General features: G+C 68.6%; 19 protein-coding genes. 6 read left to right on the forward strand and 13 right to left on the reverse strand.

Translation table 11 applies throughout. The annotated features are described in order from the left end of the window. Window positions 1-23: 23 nt before the first annotated feature. Window positions 24-1,304, reverse strand: coding sequence for a cytochrome P450 (locus AB0F86_RS27780; protein ID WP_225281333.1), 1,281 nt, complete (start codon window positions 1,302-1,304; stop codon window positions 24-26). A 132-nt stretch (window positions 1,305-1,436) separates the two neighbouring features. On the opposite strand from AB0F86_RS27780, the gene AB0F86_RS27785 reads away from it, so the two are divergent. Together AB0F86_RS27785 and AB0F86_RS27790 are read left to right on the forward strand one after the other, a co-directional pair. Continuing rightward, window positions 1,437-2,600 carry a steroid 3-ketoacyl-CoA thiolase gene (locus tag AB0F86_RS27785; protein WP_225281334.1) on the forward strand — a complete coding sequence of 388 codons (1,164 nt, stop codon included), beginning with the start codon at window positions 1,437-1,439 and terminating at the stop codon, window positions 2,598-2,600. A gap of 365 nt (window positions 2,601-2,965) precedes the next feature. Then, window positions 2,966-3,382, forward strand: coding sequence for a helix-turn-helix domain-containing protein (locus tag AB0F86_RS27790; protein ID WP_019044759.1), 417 nt, complete (start codon window positions 2,966-2,968; stop codon window positions 3,380-3,382). A gap of 77 nt (window positions 3,383-3,459) precedes the next feature. Here the strand turns inward: AB0F86_RS27790 and AB0F86_RS27795 are convergent, their stop codons facing one another. The 5 genes from AB0F86_RS27795 to AB0F86_RS27815 all read right to left on the reverse strand — a co-directional run bounded on the left by AB0F86_RS27795 (window position 3,460) and on the right by AB0F86_RS27815 (window position 8,070). Continuing rightward, complete coding sequence (locus tag AB0F86_RS27795; protein WP_067492265.1) at window positions 3,460-4,491, reverse strand: hypothetical protein; 1,032 nt, start codon at window positions 4,489-4,491, stop codon at window positions 3,460-3,462. After that, window positions 4,488-5,003 (reverse strand): ImmA/IrrE family metallo-endopeptidase, encoded by a 516-nt coding sequence (locus AB0F86_RS27800; protein ID WP_181698756.1) that lies wholly within the window; start codon window positions 5,001-5,003, stop codon window positions 4,488-4,490. Before AB0F86_RS27800 ends, AB0F86_RS27795 begins: the two co-directional genes overlap by 4 nt. A gap of 11 nt (window positions 5,004-5,014) precedes the next feature. Next, complete coding sequence (locus AB0F86_RS27805; RefSeq protein WP_356986726.1) at window positions 5,015-6,181, reverse strand: hypothetical protein; 1,167 nt, start codon at window positions 6,179-6,181, stop codon at window positions 5,015-5,017. A 203-nt stretch (window positions 6,182-6,384) separates the two neighbouring features. Further along, window positions 6,385-7,296, reverse strand: coding sequence for an SDR family oxidoreductase (locus tag AB0F86_RS27810; protein ID WP_181701004.1), 912 nt, complete (start codon window positions 7,294-7,296; stop codon window positions 6,385-6,387). A 12-nt stretch (window positions 7,297-7,308) separates the two neighbouring features. Beyond that, window positions 7,309-8,070, reverse strand: a complete 762-nt coding sequence (locus AB0F86_RS27815; protein ID WP_356986817.1) for an SDR family oxidoreductase — start codon at window positions 8,068-8,070, stop codon at window positions 7,309-7,311. A gap of 78 nt (window positions 8,071-8,148) precedes the next feature. Between AB0F86_RS27815 and AB0F86_RS27820 the strand changes: the two genes are divergently transcribed. The 4 genes from AB0F86_RS27820 to AB0F86_RS27835 are packed head-to-tail and all read left to right on the forward strand — an operon-like array spanning window position 8,149 to window position 11,646. Further along, window positions 8,149-8,913 (forward strand): enoyl-CoA hydratase family protein, encoded by a 765-nt coding sequence (locus AB0F86_RS27820; protein WP_181701007.1) that lies wholly within the window; start codon window positions 8,149-8,151, stop codon window positions 8,911-8,913. Window positions 8,914-8,921: 8 nt separating this feature from the next. Beyond that, window positions 8,922-9,800: a CoA-transferase gene (locus tag AB0F86_RS27825; RefSeq protein ID WP_356986724.1), complete on the forward strand. Its 879-nt coding sequence runs from the start codon at window positions 8,922-8,924 to the stop codon at window positions 9,798-9,800. Next, entirely contained in the window at window positions 9,797-10,564 is a 768-nt protein-coding gene (locus AB0F86_RS27830; protein WP_181701010.1) for a CoA-transferase, read from the forward strand. Before AB0F86_RS27825 ends, AB0F86_RS27830 begins: the two co-directional genes overlap by 4 nt. Further along, a complete protein-coding gene (locus AB0F86_RS27835; RefSeq protein ID WP_356986722.1) occupies window positions 10,561-11,646 on the forward strand; it encodes a nitronate monooxygenase in 1,086 nt (361 codons plus the stop codon). Before AB0F86_RS27830 ends, AB0F86_RS27835 begins: the two co-directional genes overlap by 4 nt. Before the next feature lie 145 nt (window positions 11,647-11,791). Here the strand turns inward: AB0F86_RS27835 and AB0F86_RS27840 are convergent, their stop codons facing one another. The 7 genes from AB0F86_RS27840 to AB0F86_RS27870 form a co-directional block, all read right to left on the reverse strand. Then, on the reverse strand, window positions 11,792-12,253 hold the full coding sequence (locus AB0F86_RS27840) for a hypothetical protein (protein WP_356986720.1): 462 nt from the start codon (window positions 12,251-12,253) through the stop codon (window positions 11,792-11,794). Window positions 12,254-12,293: 40 nt separating this feature from the next. Beyond that, window positions 12,294-14,264, reverse strand: a complete 1,971-nt coding sequence (locus AB0F86_RS27845; protein WP_356986718.1) for a molybdopterin-dependent oxidoreductase — start codon at window positions 14,262-14,264, stop codon at window positions 12,294-12,296. A gap of 77 nt (window positions 14,265-14,341) precedes the next feature. Next, window positions 14,342-15,001 carry a hypothetical protein gene (locus AB0F86_RS27850; RefSeq protein WP_356986716.1) on the reverse strand — a complete coding sequence of 220 codons (660 nt, stop codon included), beginning with the start codon at window positions 14,999-15,001 and terminating at the stop codon, window positions 14,342-14,344. Between the two features lie 212 nt (window positions 15,002-15,213). Beyond that, window positions 15,214-16,374, reverse strand: a complete 1,161-nt coding sequence (locus tag AB0F86_RS27855) for an acetyl-CoA C-acetyltransferase (protein WP_356986816.1) — start codon at window positions 16,372-16,374, stop codon at window positions 15,214-15,216. A gap of 45 nt (window positions 16,375-16,419) precedes the next feature. Next, the gene (locus AB0F86_RS27860) at window positions 16,420-17,040 is read right to left on the reverse strand and encodes a TetR/AcrR family transcriptional regulator (RefSeq protein WP_181701022.1); all 621 of its coding nucleotides are present in this window, start codon (window positions 17,038-17,040) and stop codon (window positions 16,420-16,422) included. Between the two features lie 36 nt (window positions 17,041-17,076). Beyond that, the gene (locus AB0F86_RS27865) at window positions 17,077-17,874 is read right to left on the reverse strand and encodes an SDR family oxidoreductase (RefSeq protein ID WP_356986715.1); all 798 of its coding nucleotides are present in this window, start codon (window positions 17,872-17,874) and stop codon (window positions 17,077-17,079) included. Next, a complete protein-coding gene (locus AB0F86_RS27870; protein WP_356986713.1) occupies window positions 17,871-19,049 on the reverse strand; it encodes an acyl-CoA dehydrogenase family protein in 1,179 nt (392 codons plus the stop codon). The genes AB0F86_RS27865 and AB0F86_RS27870 overlap by 4 nt, the downstream gene beginning before the upstream one ends. Window positions 19,050-19,113: the final 64 nt, after the last annotated feature.

The raw sequence follows: 19,113 nt of genomic DNA on the forward strand, positions 1-19,113 counted from the left end.
CGGGGCCGTTGTCGTTCGGTACCTCAGTGCGAGACCGGGCAGCCCTTGGTCTTGTAGTCGACCGGGAGCTCCTTGATGCCGTTGAGCCAGCCCGAGCGCAGACGCTTGGGGTCGCCGATCTTCGTGATGTCGGGCAGATGGTCGGCGATGGCGTTGAAGATCAGGTCGACCTCCAGGCGGGCCAGGTTCGCGCCGACACAGAAGTGCGCGCCGGTGCCGCCGAAGGACAGATGCGGGTTCTCCTTGCGCATGATGTCGAACTTCTCCGGGTTCTCGAAGACGTCCTCGTCGAAGTTCGCCGAGCGGTACAGCATCACCAGGCGCTGGCCCTTCTTGATCTGCACGCCGCCGAGTTCGGTGTCCTCGAGCGCGGTGCGCTGGAAGGAGGTGACCGGGGTGGCCCAGCGGATGATCTCGTCGACCGCGGTGGCCGGGCGTTCCTTCTTGAAGAGCTCCCACTGATCGGGGTTCTCCATGAACGCGATCATGCCGTGGCTGATCGCGTTGCGGGTGGTCTCGTTGCCGGCGACCGCGAGCACGATGACGAAGAAGCCGAACTCCTCCGCGCTCAGCGACTCACCGTCGACGTCGGCCTCGATCAGGGTGGTGACCAGGTCGTCGGCCGGACAGGCTTTGCGCGCCTCGGCCATCTGGTACGAGTAGCCGAGCAGCTCCATCGACGCCGCGACGGGGTCGACATCGACATTGTCGGGATCGTCGTAGCCGGTCATGTCGTTGGACCATTCGAAGACCTTCATCCGGTCTTCCTGCGGCACACCGATGAGTTCGGCGATCGCCTGCAGCGGCAGCTCGCAGGCCACCTGGGTGACGAAGTCGCCGCCGCCCGACTCCGCCGCTGCCTTCACGATCTTCTCGGCGCGCGAGGACAGCTCGGCGCGCAGACTGTTCACCGCGCGCGGGGTGAAGCCCTTGGCGATCAGCTTGCGCAGCTTGGTGTGCTCGGGGGCGTCCTTGTTCAGGATGACGAAGCGCTGCAGCTCGATCTGTTCGCGCTTGATGTCGTCGTTGAAGCGCGGGATCGCGGTGTTCTCGTAGGTCGAGAAGACATCGCTGCGGCGCGAGACCTCTTTGACGTCGGCGTGCTTGCTGACAACCCAGAACCCGTCGTCGTGGAAGCCGCCCACCTCGGGCGGCTGCGGGTTCCACCAGATCGGCGCCGACCGGCGCAGCTCAGCGAACTCCTCCGCCGGGACACGTTCGGCGTAGATGGCCGGGTCGGTGACGTCGAACCCCTCGGGCAGGTTCGGCAGGGTACCCGTGGCTTCGTTGCGCGGATCTACCACCAGATGTCTCCTTCGACAAACTGAAACACGTTCTACAATCATTCAAGCACAGGGTATGCCACGACGGAAGAACCTCGCGGTTTTGCCCCGCTTACATAAACAGAACACGTTGCAGTTCAGAGGGAGATGCAGATGGGCACACCGGTAATCGTCGAGGCAGTGCGAACCCCGATCGGCAAGCGTCGCGGGCGGCTTTCCGGCCTGCACGCGGCCGAACTGCTCGGCCTGGCCCAGCGCGGACTGCTCGACCGGGCCGACCTCGATCCGGCCGAAGTGGAGCAGGTGATCGGCGGCTGCGTCACCCAGGCAGGCGAGCAGTCCAACAACGTCACCCGCGTCGCGTGGCTGCACGCGGGGCTGCCGTGGCAGACCGGCGCGACGACCATCGACGCGCAGTGCGGTTCGGCCCAGCAGGCCAACCACCTCGTCGCGGGGCTGATCGCCACCGGGGCCATCGATATCGGCATGGCGTGCGGTGTCGAGGCGATGAGCCGGGTGCCGCTCGGCGCCAATGTGGGCACCGAGGCGGGACCGCGCAGGCCCGAGTCGTGGTCGATCGATCTGCCCGATCAGTTCGGCGCGGCCGAGCGAATCGCGCGGCGGCGCGGGCTCACTCGCGACGACCTCGACCGATTCGGCCTGCGCTCACAGCAATTGGCCGCCGCCGCCTGGGCCGAAGGCCGCTTCGATCGCGAGGTACTGCCCGTGGTCGCGCCCGTGCTCGACAGCGAGGGCGCGCCGACCGGCGAGAAGGCCGAGGTGACCCGCGACGAGGGCTTGCGCGCGAGCACGATCGAGGGCCTGGCCAAGCTGAAGCCGGTGGTCACCGACGGCCTGCACACCGCGGGTACGTCGTCGCAGATTTCCGACGGCGCGGCGGCGGTGCTCCTGATGGACGAAACCGTCGCCCACCGAAAGGGTTTGCGACCGCGCGCACGGATCCGCACCCAGGTACTCGTCGGCGCCGAACCGGAGTTCCATCTGGACGGACCTGTGCAGGCATGCACGCGACTGCTGGAACGCTCGGGAATGGCGATCGGCGATATCGATCTTTTCGAGATCAACGAAGCATTCGCGGCGGTTGCCCTTTCGTGGGCTTCTGTACATCAGCCGGACATGGAACGGGTAAATGTCAACGGCGGTGCGATCGCAATCGGGCATCCTGTCGGTTCCACCGGTTCTCGTCTGATCACGACCGCATTACACGAGCTCGAACGCACCGGCAAGGGAACCGCGATGGTTCTCATGTGCGCCGGTGGAGCCCTCGCGACCGGCACGATCATCGAACGCCTGTAGACTGGGCGTACCGAAACCGGGCGCCCAGGTTGAACATTCATCTCCAGGCGCCCGGAACGTGTCGTACGCCACACGATCCGAGGGGCGAGGGGGATGATGAGGCATCAGCAATCTTTGGGCTATCATGGGTCCGAGGTGGAAGACCCCCGCGACGGGCACGAACTCCGGCACCCATCGGCTCCACAAGAGTCGTTGACGTGACCCCGCAAACGCGGCCGTCGCGGGCCCTGTACGCAGGTGAGCGTCGGAATCCGCAGAGAAATCCTGAATCAGGCGTAGGTTTTCAGTTACTGAGCCGCTAATATCAATGATACGTATCCGAGATAACGACTGTTAGTACAGTGAAGGGAATTGGGCGGCTCACAATGGCTGATTTCGCGGCGCGGCTGAACAAGCTGTTCGAAACCGTGCATCCCCCGGGGCGCAAGCCGCACACCAACGCAGAGGTTGCGGCTGCGCTGACTGCCTCCGGGCATCCGATCTCCAAGCCGTATCTCTCGCAGCTGCGGTCGGGACAACGAACCAACCCGTCCGACGAGACGGTGGCCGCCCTGGCGAAGTTCTTCAAGGTCAAGCCTGACTACTTCTTCAACGACATCTACGCGGCCAAGATCGATCACGACCTGGAACTGCTTGCGCAGCTGCAGGGTTACGGGCTGCGTCGTCTGTCCAGCAGGGCATTCGACCTCTCGGAAGAATCACAGAATCTGCTCACCTCCATGGCGGAGAAGTTGCGGGCCAGCGAAGGCTTGCCCGAAATTCCTCCGGACGGAACGGAATAGGAACAACCAGGCGGATACGCGAAGAACGGGCCTGAGCCGGTGGAAACACCAGCTCAGGCCCGTTCTTGTTGTCTGCGTCAGCTCGACGCGGCGGCATTCTGCGGTGCGCCCGCCGTGGCCACCGCCACCTCGTATCGCTTCGCCAGCGCCAGCACCCATCCGCGCGGGCTCACGCCGGGTGGCGGCGCGATCCAGCGCGCGTCGACGAACAAGTCCCCCAACGGGTTTCGGGCCCACTCGGCCACCACAGCCGCGCGCTCGGGGACGGAGTTCGGCGGCTCACCCGCCGCCGGGATGACGATGCCGCTGCCCGACAGCAGATACAGCGCGTCCATCACCTGGGCCACGTGATCGGAGGCCTTCAGCTGCGCCGAGGTGGCGTTCTGCTCGGGTGCGACGACCTCCGGGAACCGGCCGACCATCAACTTGTGCAGTGGGCGGATACGCCGCAACAGGATTCGGGCCCGCCACCACAGCTCGATGACGATCGACACCGCGCCGAGCGAGATCAGCAGGCTCGCGATCTCCCACGCCTGCCAGCCCCACGTCGGCTGACCGGGCGGGGTCGGCTCGGCGCCCTGGAAGGCGCGGCCCGCGTTGGCGAAGGCGAGCACGGCGACCAATGCCGTTCCCGCCGTGTAGATCGCGATGCCGCGACCCAGCGTGGTCCAGTCCAGATTGCGCAGACCGGTGGTGACGATGAAGACCGCGCCGAGCGCGACGACGATCCAGCCGAAGGTGAACGACCAGGCCAGCGTCAGCGCGATGGCGAGGGCACCGATGCCGTAGACGATCATCGCGACCTGGCGCAGGTTGCGTCGCGACACGACCGGCCAGGCGGCCGAGGCGACCACCGACGTGGCGGTGGTGAATAGGATCCACGCCGAATCGACGATGCCCGTGGACAGCCAGCCGCTGTGCAGGCCGCCCGGGAGCAGATTGTCGACGGCGACGGCGATATCGGGGATGGCGACGGTCGAGGCGAGTGCGACGGCGGCGACCGCGACGACGATGGCCACGCGGGCCGTTGTCGCGGGCTTGACGAGCACGCGTCCCACTCGCGCACCCGCGGCAACCCAGACCAGCAGGGCTGTCAACCAGAGTGTCATCCGAGTGCCTCATCGAATCGAAGGACCGAGACGCCTGCGCCTCGGTTGTTGAAGACGCGCAGTCGTGTCATGAGCATGGCCGCGAAGGTCTCGGCCTCCCACTCGGCCAGGTCGTCGGCTCCGTCCTCGACGATCTGGGCGTGGGCGCGCTGACTGAGCATGTAGGCGATGAGGTCGTCGCTGACCTCGAGTGTCGTCTCGACCGCGGGCGCGCCCTCGTGGTCGAAGACGATGTGCCCGAGTTCGTGGGCGAGGGTGTGGTCGCGGCTCGGCAGGGCGTCGGCGAGCACGATGATGTCGCGCTCCGGGTAGAACCGCCGCTGGCCGCACACGCCGGGACCCAATTGCGCACTGGTGATCTCGATTTCGCGCTGCCGCTCGAGCGAGACCGCCGCGACCACCTCATCGAGGGTGGTCGCGTCGGAGTCGGCGGCGACCGCGCACACCGCGTCGACGGCGGCGGCGACGCGACGATAGGACCGCGAGGTGGACTGGGTCTTGCTCTTGCTCATCGAAGATCCCCTCACGACCTCGGTCCGAAGAACTCGGCACGCGCCGCGTTCACCCGCGCCTGGGCGGCGGCGGCACCTTGGAAACTCACTGCGCCCGAACCGGTTCCGGCCAGGGCGAGCGCTATCAGGCCGCCGATCACCGACAGCAGTTCGGGTTCGGGCAGACCGTTGTTGTCGCTGGTCGGCCGGACCTCGTGGTTGGGCTTGGCGGCCTGAGCGGGCGCGGCGGCGGCAGGCGGCGCGGGGGCGGCGGCCGGGGGCGGCGGCGCAGCGGCCGGGGCCGCCACCGCCACATTCGGCGCGGAGATACCCGGGATCGACGGCGTGCCCGGTGCGGGCGGGATAGCGATCGCGGGCAGCGCGGGCGACGGTGTGGGCGGGGTCTGCAGCAACAGCAACAGCAGCAGCGGCGAGGCCGAACCGACAGCGGCCGAGCCGACGGCGGCCGAACCGGTCGCAGCCGAACCAGCGCCCGCGGAACCGACCGCGGCCGAACCGACGGCAGCCGAGCCGACGGCCGCGGAGCCGGTACCGGCCAGCGCCGAGCCCGTCCCCGCCGCGGCCGAGCCGACGGCGGCTGAACCGGTGCCCAGTACCGCGGCGGCACCGGCCGAACCGGTGGCGAGTACAGCGGCGGCACCGGCGGAACCGGTGCCGAGGATCGCGAAGGCGCCTGCCGAGCCCGTGCCGAGCACGGCGCCGAGGCCCGCGGAGCCGGTGCCGAGGAGCACGCCGAGGCCTGCCGACCCGGTGCCGAGCACCAACCCGGCGGCGGCCGAACCCGCGCCGAGAACGGCGGAGCCGGAGGCCGGACCGGCCACTTCCTTGGTCGGGAGTTCGGTGGTGTCCTGGCCGGGGATGCTCAGCGGGGTCCACTCGGTCTCTTCGGCGACTTCGGCACCGGTCTGTGGTGGATCGCCCTGATTCGCCGGTGCCGGGTCGTTGCCGCTGCCCGTACCCGGCAGGGTGAGTTCGACCGGCTTGCCGTTGCCCTGGGCTGGGTCCTCGGCCGGTCCTCCGCCGCTTCCGCCGATGCCGGTACTCCCGCTGCCGGACGGTTGCGCGGCGGGCGTCGGCGGCTTTTCCGGCGCGGCGAATGCGGCGACGGGCCCCAATAGGGCGCAGCCGGCCAAGACACTCGCAGCGGCAAGAACGCGCAACATGCGACCAACGGCCATGCGCCTGTCATCCCCTTTAAGTAATTCCGCGCAGCATTACCCCCGGTCGCGACACATTCCGGGATCGACGAACAGTAGCCCATAGTAAACCCACGCGCAGAACCCCGCAGGAGAGCGCAAGAGCCGTCCAGCCCCCTGGACGCCTATGACATGGCAAAACCGCAGGCCCGGCGGCTTCGCTCAGTGTCCTCTTGCGAAGTTAGCTATGCACCGTAAACCGGCTCCGGTTCGGCGCCCTTCTCGATCAGCTGAGCCACCACCGGACCGAGTTCGGCCGGATCCCAGCGCGCACCGCGATCGACGGCGACGCCGTGCCGCCAGCCTTCGGCCAGCGCGACCTTGCCGCCCTCCACCTCGAACATCCGCCCGGTCACCCCGGCGGACTCGGGGCTGCCGAGCCAGACGACCAGCGGCGAGATGTTCGCCGGGTCCATGGCGTCGAAGCCGGCATCGGGCGCGGCCATGGTTTCGGCGAAGACCGTTTCGGTCATCCGCGTGCGGGCCGCGGGCGCGATGGCGTTGACGGTGACGCCGTAGCGCCCGAACTCCGCCGCGGCGGTGAGCGTGAGCCCCGCGATGCCCGCCTTGGCCGCGCCGTAGTTGCCCTGGCCGACGCTGCCCTGCAGACCGGCGCCGGAGCTGGTGTTGACGACGCGGGCGTCGACCGCGCGCCCGGCCTTGGCCTCACCGCGCCAGTACTCGGCGGCATGACGCATGGTGGCGAAATGGCCCTTGAGGTGCACGCGGATCACCGCGTCCCACTCGTCCTCACTCAGGTTCACCAGCATGCGGTCGCGCACGAAACCGGCATTGTTGACCAGCACGTCGAGCCCACCGAAGGTGTCCACGGCCTGGCGGACGAGCCGGCGCGCGCCTTCCCAGTCGGCCACGTCGTCGTAGTTGGCGACCGCCTGCCCACCGGCGGCGACGATCTCGTCGACGACCTGCTGCGCGGGCGTCTCCGAGGTGGGTGCGCCGTCGAGCGCGGTGCCGACGTCGTTGACGACGACGCGCGCACCCGCGGCGGCGAAGGCGAGCGCGTGCGCGCGCCCGATCCCGCGACCCGCACCCGTGACGATCACCGTGCGGTCGGCGCAGATCAACTGCTGGTCCATCGAAACTCCTAGTTATCCGTGGTTCGTATTCGCGGCATCGAGAAAGGCGGGCCGCTCCCCCGCGCCGTGCACCAGCAGGCTCGCGCCGCTGATGTAGGCGGCCAGCGGGGAGGCGAGGAAGAGGGCGGCATTGCCGACGTCGGCGGGGGCGGCGAGGCGGCCGAGCGGGATGGTCGCGCCGACGGCGGCGACACCGTCGGCGTCGCCGTAGTGCAGGTGGCTCAGTTCGGTTTCCACCGGTCCGACCACCACGGAATTGAGGCGGACCTTCGGCGCCCATTCCACCGCGAGCGAGGTGGTGAGGTTGTCCAGTCCGGCCTTGGCGGCGCCGTAGGCGGCGGTGCCGGGTGAGGGCCGGTGCCCGCTGACGCTCGAGACCATCACGATCGAACCGCCCGAATCCTGTTTCTGCATCACGGCATTGGCGTGCTGCGCGATCACCAGGGGGGCGAGCAGATTCAGCTCGATGATCTTGGTGTGGAAGCGCGGGCTCGCCGCGTCGGCCAGGGCGAAGGGCGCCCCGCCCGCGTTGTTCACGACATGGTCGAGCCGCCCGTGCGCGGCGAGGATCTCGTCGAACATGGCGGCGACCGCGCTGTCGTCGCGCACATCGCAGGAGTAGTGCTCGGTGCCGTCGATCGGGGTGTCGGCGGGCCTGCGCGCGCAGGTGAGCACTGTCGCGCCCGCCGCGAGGAAGGCGCGGGTGATGCCCGCGCCCACGCCGCGCACTCCGCCGGTCACCAGAACGATCTGGCCGGAAAGGTCGATTTCTATCGCCACCGTGTTAACCTACCAAGCAATTGCTTGCTTTGTCTCGGGTTCGCCCGGGCACGCACCGATAGGACAGTTGCCATGGGAATCGACCGGCATACCGAAACCGAGGGGGTGGAGGTCGTCACGGTCGACTATCCGCCGGTCAACGCGCTGCCGTCGGACGGCTGGTTCGCGCTGGCCGACGCCGTGCGCGCCGCCGGACGCGACCCCGGCACCCGCGTGGTCGTGCTGCGCGCGGAGGGTCGCGGCTTCAACGCGGGCGTCGACATCAAGGAGATGAACGCCGACACCGGGCACACCGCCCTGATCCGCGCGAATCACGGATGCTTCGAGGCCTTCGCCGCCGTGTACGACTGCGAGGTTCCGGTGGTCACCGCCGTCAACGGGTTCTGCCTCGGCGGCGGGATCGGCCTGGTCGGCAACTCCGACGTCATCGTGGCTTCCGACGACGCCACCTTCGGCCTGCCCGAGGTGGACCGCGGTGCGCTCGGTGCCGCGACCCACCTGTCGCGGCTGGTCCCCCAGCACCTGATGCGGACCATGTTCTACACCGCGGGCAAGCTCACCGCCCAGCAGCTGCACCACTACGGGTCGGTGTACAAGGTGGTGCCGCGCGCCGAACTCGACGCCGCGGCCATGGAGGTCGCGAAGAACATCGCGAACAAGGACGGCCGGGTGATCCGCGCCGCGAAGCGGGCACTCAACGGCATCGACGTGCAGGACGTGCACCGCTCCTATCGCTACGAACAGGGCTTCACGATGGAGCTCAACCTGGCCGGGGTGGCCGACGAGATCAGAGCGCGTTTCGACGACGACCTCGCCGCGCAGAAAAAGGGGAAGTAGGAAAAGCTATGCGCGACAAAAGAATGACCCTCGACGAGGTGGTCGGCGAGCTGCGCAGCGGGATGACGATCGGCCTCGGCGGTTGGGGATCCCGGCGTAAGCCGATGGCGCTGGTCCGTGCGCTGCTCCGCTCGGATGTCACCGACCTGACCGTGGTGACCTACGGCGGGCCGGACCTCGGCCTGCTGTGTTCGGCGGGCAAGGTACGCAAGGCGTACTACGGCTTCGTCTCGCTCGACTCGGCACCGTTCTACGACCCGTGGTTCGCCAAGGCGCGCACCGAGGGTGCGATCACGGTGCGCGAGATGGACGAGGGCATGGTGAAGTGCGGATTGCAGGCCGCCGCCGCCCGGATGCCGTTCCTGCCGATCCGGGCCGGGCTCGGTTCGGCGGTGCCGGACTTCTGGGAGGGCGAGCTGAAGACCGTCGTCTCGCCGTATCCGCACGCCGACGGCCGAACCGAAACGTTGATCGCCATGCCCGCCCTGAATCTCGATGCGGCGTTCGTGCATCTGGACCTGGGCGACAAGCACGGCAATGCCGCCTACACCGGCGTCGATCCCTACTTCGACGACCTCTACTGCCTTGCGGCCGAACGACGCTACGTCTCGGTGGACCGCCTCGTCGACACCGACGAACTGGTGAAAGCCGTTCCGTCGCAGGCGCTGATCCTCAACCGGATGATGGTCGACGGCGTCGTCGACTCACCCGGTGGCGCCCACTTCACGTTCTCGGGCAGCTACGGACGCGACGAGGAATTCCAGAAGCACTATGTGGCGGCCGCGCAGTCGCCGGAGTCGTGGGCCGAGTTCAAGGCGCGCTATCTCGACGTGAACGAAGACGAATACCAGTCCGCCGTCAAGGCTTTCGCGGAGGAGCAGCGATGAACGCAGTACCGGCGACCGGCCAGATCACGCGCGCGGAGGTGTGCGTCGTCGCGGCGGCGGAGATCTTCCGTGGCGCGGGCGAGATCATGGCCAGCCCGATGTCGACGATCACCACCATCGGCGCGCGACTGGCCAGGCTCACCTTCGAACCCGACCTGCTGCTGTCCGACGGTGAGGCACTGTTCTTCGCCGAGGTGCCAGCGATCGGCGCGAAAGCCCCGGTGGAGGGCTGGATTCCGTTCTCCAAGGTGTTCGACGTGGTGGCCTCGGGTCGGCGGCACGTGGTGATGGGCGCCAATCAGCTCGACCGCTTCGGCAACCAGAACCTCTCGGCGTTCGGGCCGTTGCAGCAGCCGCGCAGGCAGATGTTCGGTGTGCGTGGGGCGCCCGGCAATACGATCAACCACGCGACCAGCTACTTCGTGCCCAAGCACAACCCGCGGGTGTTCTGCGAGCAGGTCGACATCGTGAGCGGTGTCGGCTATGACAAGATCGACCCGGCCAACCCCGCCTTCCGTTTCCATCACCTGCACCGGGTGGTGTCCAACCTCGGCGTCTTCGATTTCGGCGGCCCCGAGCACACCATGCGCGCGCTGTCGCTGCATCCGGGTGTGACGGCCGAGGAGGTCGCCGAGAACACCTCCTTCGAGATCGCCGGGCTGGCCGACGCGGGCGAAACCCGGCTGCCCACCGAGGAGGAGCTGCGGCTCATCCGGACCGTGCTCGACCCCAAGGGTTTCCGCGAGAAGGAAGTGGCCGCATGACCGCCCGCCTGCGTACCCCGCTGACCGAGCTGGTCGGCATCGAGCATCCCGTCGTGCAGACGGGAATGGGCTGGGTGGCCGGACCGCGGCTGGTCGCCGCGACCGCGAACGCGGGCGGGCTGGGCATTCTCGCCTCGGCGACGATGACCTTCGAGGAACTGGAAGCGGCTGTCGCCAAGACGAAGTCGCTCACCGACAAGCCGTTCGGTGTGAACATCCGCGCCGACGCAACCGACGCGCCCGAGCGCATCGAACTGCTCATCCGTGAGCAGGTGCGGGTCGCCTCGTTCGCGCTGGCTCCGAAGAAGGAACTGATCGCCCGGCTCAAAGACGCGGGCGTGGTGGTGATTCCGTCGATCGGTGCCGCCAAGCACGCCGTGAAGGTGGCCTCGTGGGGTGCGGACGCGGTGATCGTGCAGGGCGGTGAGGGCGGTGGGCACACCGGACCGGTGGCCACCACGCTGCTGCTGCCCTCGGTGCTCGATGCCGTCGACATCCCGGTCGTCGCGGCCGGCGGTTTCTTCGACGGGCGCGGGCTCGCGGCGGCGCTGTCCTACGGTGCCGCCGGGGTGGCCATGGGCACCCGGTTCCTGCTCACCCAGGAGAGCACCGTCCCCGACGCCGTGAAACAGGAGTACCTGGCGCGTGGACTGGGCGACACCGTGGTTTCGGTGAAGGTCGACGGCATGCCGCACCGCATGCTCAACACCGAACTGGTGGAGCGCCTGGAACATTCGGGCGGCTGGCGCGGACTGTCGGCGGCCGTCGGCAACGCCGCCAAGTTCAAGAGCATGACCGGGATGAAGTGGTCGACGCTGATGCGCGACGGTCTCGCCATGCGGAAGACCAAGGACCTCAGCTGGTCGCAGGTCGTGATGGCCGCGAACTCGGCGATGCTGACCAAGGCCGGTCTCGTCGAGGGCCGTACCGATGCGGGTGTGCTGCCTGCGGGCCAGGTCACCGGAATCATCGACAGCCTGCCGACGGTGGCCGAGCTGATCGACGGCATCGTCACCGACGCGCTCACGCGCATCGCGGCCGTCGGCACGCTGGTCGACACACCGGTCACCGAGCAGAGCTGACTCCAGACCCATCCCGGCGAGCCCCCCCACAGCGGTCCGCCGGGATGCCGCCCGACGGGTCTGAGCCTCCCGTCGAAAGGGCGAACAGAGCACCGAACCGGATGTGGTACTCACAAGGCGCGCATCCGGTTCGGTGCTCTCCCGCTCAGAATTCGGAGACCGCGAACTCCCCGGTGCTCGGCAGATGCGCCAGCGGCGTGGTGCGGATGGTCGCCTCGATCCGTCCGGCGCCCGTCGCGAGTGTCAGGCCGACCTCGGGGCCCGGCTGCGCGCTCGGACCGCCTGCGACGACAGTCGCCGCCGAACCGCCCGCACCGGTGTCGAGATTGCGCCACTCGACCGTCGTCGTCACCGTGCAGCCGCTCTGATGTGAACCGGGGGTCGCGCTCCAGAACGTGCCGCGCAGCCGCATCTCCGCCTCACCGGACCTGGTGATGCCTTGCCCGGACAGGGCCGTCGCGTCGATCTGCCCGGCGCAGGTCCAGCCGGTGGCGAGGGTGTAGGTGGGCTTGAACGGAGTCATTGCCGAGGCGGGGGTCGTCGCGCCGAGGAGGAGTCCTGCGGTTGCCGCCGCGACGAGCGTCGCGCGGCCGGTGTACTTCCACATCACTGCGTGCCTTTCGTTCGGTGATCGCGTGCGGTTCTTGTCAGCGGGGTACCACCTCCACCCGGTTGTCGTGGAAGACCGCGCCGCCGCCGAAGTCGGCGTCGCGTTCGGCGATCGTGGCGTTGACGGTCGCGCCGCCGGAATCCTTGGCCCAGCGTCCCTTCGTGGTACCCGCTACGCCGGGTCTGACACGGTCGGAGACCTCGGCGATCGCCTCGAAGGAACCGCGAGCGTTGACGACCGACACCGGGGCGCCGTCGGCGATTCCGCGCGCGGCGGCATCATCGGGATGCAGCGTGATACGGGTTTCGCCTGCGCGGCGGCGCAATTCGGGGTTGGCACCGAAGGTGGTGTTCAGGAAGTAGTGCGAGGCGGCGGAAATCAGCACGAGTCCGTCGCCGGGGTCGGCGGGCGGGGTGTAGGTGGGCAGCGGGTCGTGACCCGCGAATTGCGCGCGTGGAGAGACGAACTGGAGTTTTCCTGCGGGGACGGGCCCCGGCTGCACCTTCAAGAAGCCGTCGGCGCGCAACCGGTCGAGATCGTGACCCTTCAGCAGCTGACGGGCCAGTTCCTCGTCCGATTCGTACAGCGCCGGCTCGGTGAGTCCGAGGCGACGGGACAGTCGGCGGAAAGTCTCTGTGGTGGAAAGACATTCGCCCGGCGGCTCGACGGCGGGCTCGTTCCACACCAGGTACAGGTGGCCGTAGCCCGCGATCACGTCGAGGTGCTCGGGTTGCATGGTCGCGGGCAGCACGATGTCGGCGTAATCGACCGTGTCGGTGGCGAAATGCTCCAGCACCACGGTGAACAGGTCTTCGCGTGACAGGCCTTCGATCACCCGGCGCTGATCCGGATTGGAGCCGACCGGATTCGCGCCGATCACGAACAGCGCCTGCACCGGCGGGTCGTCGACGTCGAGCAAGGCCTCACCGAGCCTGGTCATCGACAAGGTGCGCACCGGGTGCGGCAGCAGATCGTCGCGCACCAGGGCGGGCAGGTCGAGTTCGAAGTGCCCGCTCGTCGAATAGTGCAGGCCACCTCCGGGAAGCGCCCAGTCACCGGTGACGCCGGGCAGGCAGCCGAGCACCCGCAGCGCCATCCCGCCACCGGCGTGACGCTGCATGCCCTGGGAGGCGCGGATCGCGGTCGGCCTGGTACCCGCGATCCGTTCACCGAGCGCGACGATCTGTTCGCGCTCGAGGCCGGTGATCGCGGCCACCCGCTCCGGGGTGAATTCCATGATGCGCTCACGGAATTCGGGCCAGCCCTCGGTGTGCTCGGCGATGAACTCCGTGTCCTCGGCGCCCAGCGAAACCACCACGTGCAGCAGGCCGAGCGCCAGGGCGGCATCGGTGCCGGGCAGGAGTGCGAGGTGTTCGTCGCAGCGTTCGGCGGTCTTGGTTCGCACCGGGTCGATCGCGACCAGGTAGGCACCGCTGTCCTGCACGAACTTCCACAGGTGATGACCGGAGGTGAGCGGGTTGGTACCCCACAGCAGGATCAGCTTCGACTTCGCGAAGTCCTCCGGGTCCATGCCGCCGGAGGTGCCGAGTGTGTAGTTCAGCCCCGCGCTGCCCGCGACCGAGCAGATGGTCGCCGCATGATGGGAGGCGCCGAGCACGTTGAACATGCGGCGGCCGGGATACCCCTCGAGGCCCTGAAGGTAGCCGAGGCTGCCGGTGCCGTGGAACGGCCAGATCGCCTCGGCGCCGTATTCGTCGATGATGCCGGTGAGCCGGGTGGCGATCTCGTCGAGCGCCTCGTCCCAGCTGATCCGCTCGAACCGCCCGGAACCCTTGGGACCCGTCCGGCGCAGCGGATACCTGAGCCGGTCCGGCGCACCGACCTGCTCCAGATAGCGATTCACCTTCACGCACAGCGCACCGCGCGTGACCGGGTGTTCTTTGTTGCCACGCAGGCCGGTCGCGACGCCGTCCTCGACCGTCACCACCCACGAGCAGGCATCAGGACAGTCGAGTGGGCACGCGCCGAGCACCTTCACCGCTCCCATCGTAGGCCCGGTGCCCGACGCCCGCGGAGCAGGAGAGGCGGCGACCGGGTCGGCCCGAGGGGACCGACCCGCCGCACTCACTCCGTTTCGATGGTCGGGTTGAGGATGCCGCACACCCGCCAGCCGCCGTCCTCCTCGACCAGCTTGTAGGTCGCGGTCGAAGTCGTGCTCTGGCCGAGGATCGTCATGCTCATCGCCGTGGTGAACGTCCCGGACTTGCTGCCGGAGGCGACATCCACGCTCTTCAGCGTCGTCGTGACGCTCGGTGCACCGCCGCCCGACGGTGCCTTGGTCGGCGTGGCCTGGTTCTCGTACTTCGCGATCTCGTCGCGGTCGGAGGCGCACACCAGGTCTTCGAGCTCGCCCTCCTTGTCGACCCAGGCCTGCGCCGCCGCGCGCGGGGTGTCGTAGCCGCCACCACCGAGCGGACCGCCACCACCGCCGAACATGTAGATCGCGCCGACCGCGATCGCGACCAGCACGACCAGACCGCCGAGGATGAGAACGATCTTGCCGCCGCTGCCCGACCGGCGCGGCGGCTGCCCGTAACCACCGGGCGCGCCGTACGGCTGTCCCTGCGGGTACGGCTGTCCCTGCGGGTAGGGCTGGGCCTGTGGGTAAGGCTGACCCTGTTGGTAGGGCTGACCCGGCATCGGCTGGCCCGGATACGGCTGACCAGGCTGCATCGGCTGACCTGGCCGACCTTGATACGGGTTGGGCGGTTGTGGGTAACCCATTCGAAATTCCTGTTCCCTGTTTCCACGAGCAGTACCTGACCGGCACCGCTTCAGCACATGGCTTACCCACTGCGCCAACGTGTTATCGCGGTGGCGCCGGGAGAGCAACCGCTCAGTCTCGGTGACCGATCGCTCGCCCGCAAGTCCGCCGGACGCACAGCGGCCCGGTACCGGAGTGTCCGGTACCGGGCCGCTGGCGGCTTCGCGGCGAATTACTCGCTCGCGCCGAGGCGTTCGATGATGGTGACGTTCGCGGTGCCGCCGCCCTCACAGATGGTGAGCAGACCGTAGCGGCCGTTCACCCGCTCGAGCTCGTGCAGCAGGGTGGCGAACAGCTTCGCGCCGGTCGCGCCGAGCGGATGACCGAGGGCGATGGCACCGCCGTTGACATTGACCTTCGCCGGATCGGCGCCGATCTCCTTGATCCAGGCCAGCACCACCGGCGCGAAGGCCTCGTTGATCTCGATGACATCGATGTCGTCGATGGTGAGCCCGGTCTTCGCCAGCGCCCACTGGGTGGCCGGAATGGGCGCGCTCAGCATGAAGATCGGGTCGGCGCCGCGCGCGCTGACGTGATGGATGCGGGCCCGCGGGGTGAGCCCGTACTCCTTGACGGCCCACTCCGAGGCGAGCAACGTCGCGCTCGCACCGTCGGAGATCTGGCTGGCCACCGCGGCGGTGAGCGGGCTGCCCTCGGTCAGGGGCTGCAGGGCCGCCATCTTCTCGAGGCTGGTCTCGCGCGGACCCTGGTCCACGGTGAATTCGCCGACAGGCACGATCTCGGCCTCGAAGCGGCCTTCGGCGATGGCCGCACGCGCCCGCTGATGGCTGCGCAGCGCCCACTGCTCCATGTCCTCGCGGGTGATGCCCCACTTCTCGGCGATCAGCTCGGCGCCACGGAACTGCGAGATCTCGCCGGTGCCGTAGCGCTGGTCCCAGCCGACGGCGCCGATGAACGACGAGTCGAAACCGTACTCCTTGCCCGCGAGCATGGCGGCGGAGATGGGGATGGCGCTCATGTTCTGCACGCCGCCCGCGACGATCACCTCGGCGGTGCCGCTCATGATCGCCTGGGCGCCGAAGTTGATGGCCTGCTGGCTGGAACCGCACTGCCGGTCGACGGTGACACCGGGAACTTCCTCGGGGAGTCCGGCGGTGAGCCACATCGTGCGCCCGATATTGCCCGCCTGCGGACCGATGTTGTCCACGCAGCCGACGATCACGTCGTCGACAACGGCGGGATCGATCCCGGTGCGCTCGATCAGGCCGCGCAGCGCGGCGGCGCCCAGGTCGGCCGGGTGTACACCGGCCAGCGCTCCTCCGCGCTTGCCGACGGCGGTTCGCACCGCGTCGACTACATAGGCCTCCCGCAACGGGGTGTAGGGGCGGCGCTCGGCGGGTGCGGTCATGGGGTACTCCTAAGGCGCGTCGCTCGCGGGCACGGTGAGCCCGTCGAGCACGATGGTCAGATATTGCGAGGCAAGGTTTTTCACGGTGATGGGGCCGCCGGGGGTGTACCAGCGGACCGCGACCCACACGGTGTCGCGCAGGAAGCGGAAGGCCAGTTCCACGTCGAGTTCGGGCCGGAAGCTGCCGTCGGCGACGCCGGCGGCGAGCACCCGGTGCCACAGGTCGCGGAACTCGGTGTTGAAGTCACGGATGTAGCCGAAACGTTCCACGTCACGCAGGTTCTTGGCTTCGGCCTGGTAGATCGCGACGGCGGCGTGATGCCGGTCGAATGCCTCGTAGGAGGCGAGGACCAGGGCCTCGAGGGTGGCCCGCGAGCTGAGTCCGGCGGCGGCGATCTCGCGGTAGCGACCGAACAGGTCGTCGAGGAAGCCGCGCAGGATCTCGTCGACCATGGATTCCTTGGAATCGAAATGGTGGTAGAGACTGCCCGAGAGGATGCCCGCCGAATCGGCGATGTCGCGCACCGTGGTGGCGCGCAGGCCGCGCTCGGCGAACAGGTCGGCGGCGAGGGCGAGCAGTTCGTCGCGGCGGGTGCGTTTCGCGGTATCGGGTGCTGTCACCCTAGACATCGTACAACCAAGCACTTGCTTGGCATGCTGCTGCCGTCATGCGCGCTGACTACTCACGGAAACCACCTCACCGGTCAGGTACGAGGTGTAATCGCTGGCCAGCACGGCGATCGTCGCCGCGACCTCCCACGGCTCGGCCGCGCGCCCGAAAGCCTCACGCTCGCTGAGGTTGTCGAGCAGTTCCGATGAGCTCACCTTGTCCAGGAACGGGTGGCGCGCGATGCTCGGCGCGACGGCATTGATGCGCACCCCGAACTCGGCGGCCTCGATCGCGCTGCACCTGGTCAGCGCCATCACACCCGCCTTGGCCGCGGCGTAGTGCGCCTGGCCGTGCTGCGCTCGCCAGCCGAGCACGCTGGCGTTGTTGACGATCACGCCGCCGTGGCCCGCGTCGCGGAAGTAGCCGAGCGCCGCCCGCGTGCAGCGGAAGGTGCCGGTGAGGGTGATGTCGAGAACCTGGTCCCACTGCTCGTCGGTCATGTCGACCACGGGGGTCTCGCCGCCGAGGCCGGCGTTGTTGATCATGATGTCGATGCGCCCGAGTTCGGCGGCAGCGGCGGTGAGCAGCTGATTCACCTGGGCGGTGTCGCGCACATCGCACACCACGGCACCGACGGTGCGCTCCGGGAATTCCTTGGCGAGCAGTTCGGCGGTTTCACCCAATCTCCGCTCGTGCCAATCGGATACCACCACATCGGCACCCTCGGACAGGAGCCTGCGGGCGGTGGCCGAGCCGATGCCGGTACCGGCGGCGGCCGTGACGACACCCTTGCGGCCGGTGAGCAGGCCGTGGCCGGGGATGGGCGCGGGCGGGGTGGCGAGCGGGCCGGTCACGGTCGGGCCTCGCGCGGCAGACCGAGCACCCGCTCGGCGATGATGTTGCGCTGCACTTCGTTCGAACCTCCGTAGATGGTGTCGGCGCGGCTGAACAGGTACAGCCGCTGCCAGGCGGTCATGTCGTCGTCGGGGATCACCAGACCGGCGGCGCCCTGCACCGCCATGGCCAGCTCGCCGAGATCGCGGTGCCAGTTGGCCCACAACAACTTCGACACCGAGGCGCCGCCCGCGTCGTTCTCGTCGCCCATGGTGCGCAGCGCGTGGGCGCGCAGCACCCGCAGCCCCACCCAGGCGCGGTCGAAACGCGCGGCGATCAACGGGTCGTCGACGGCGCCGGTGCGGCGGGCGAGGTTCTCGATGTCGGTGAGTTCGCGGGCGAAGCGGATCTGCTGGCCGAGGGTGGAGATGCCGCGCTCGAAGGTCAAGGTGCCCATGGCGATTCGCCAACCGTCACCCGGCGCGCCGACGACGAGGTCCGCGTCGGTGCGGGCGTCGTCGAAGTACACCTCGTTGAATTCCGAAGTGCCGGTGAGCTGCTGGATCGGGCGAACGGTTATGCCCGGCTGGTTCATCGGGACGAGCAGGTAGGACAGGCCGTGATGACGGGTCGACCCGCGTTCGGTGCGGGCGATCACGAAGCACCAGTCGGCCACGTGGGCCAGCGAGGTCCAGATCTTCTGGCCGTTGATCACCCACTGGTCGCCGTCGAAGCGGGCGGTCGTCGACACGGCCGCCAGGTCGGAACCCGCGCCCGGCTCGGAGTAGCCCTGACACCACAGCTCGCCGACCGAACGGACGCCGGGCAGGAAGCGCTTCTTCTGCTCCTCGGTACCGAAGGCGAGCACGGTCGGCCCGAGCAGTTCCTCACCCACGTGCGAGACCCGCGCGGGCGCGTCGGCCTTGGCGTACTCCTCGTGGAAGATCACCTGCCTGGCGACGCTCTCGTCGCGGCCGCCGTACTCCACCGGCCAGCCGAGGCACGTCCAGCCGGCGGCGGCGAGATGACGATCCCAGGCCAGCCGTCGCTCGAAGTGCTCGTGTTCTCGGCCCGGCCCGCCGGTACCGCGCAGGTCGGCGAACTCGCCCGCGAGGTTTTCGGCAAGCCACTCCCGGATCCCCGCGCGGAACTCCGCGTCGGAGGTAACTGAATCTGCGGTCTGGATCACGCCCACCACGGTAGAGTAACCTACCAAGCACTTGCTTTGTTAGCTGCTTCGTGAAGAACAGCGAACCGCA

The sequence above is a fragment of the Nocardia sp. NPDC023733 genome (assembly GCF_040639775.1).
In the GTDB taxonomy this organism is placed as follows: Bacteria; Actinomycetota; Actinomycetes; order Mycobacteriales; family Mycobacteriaceae; genus Nocardia; species Nocardia rosealba.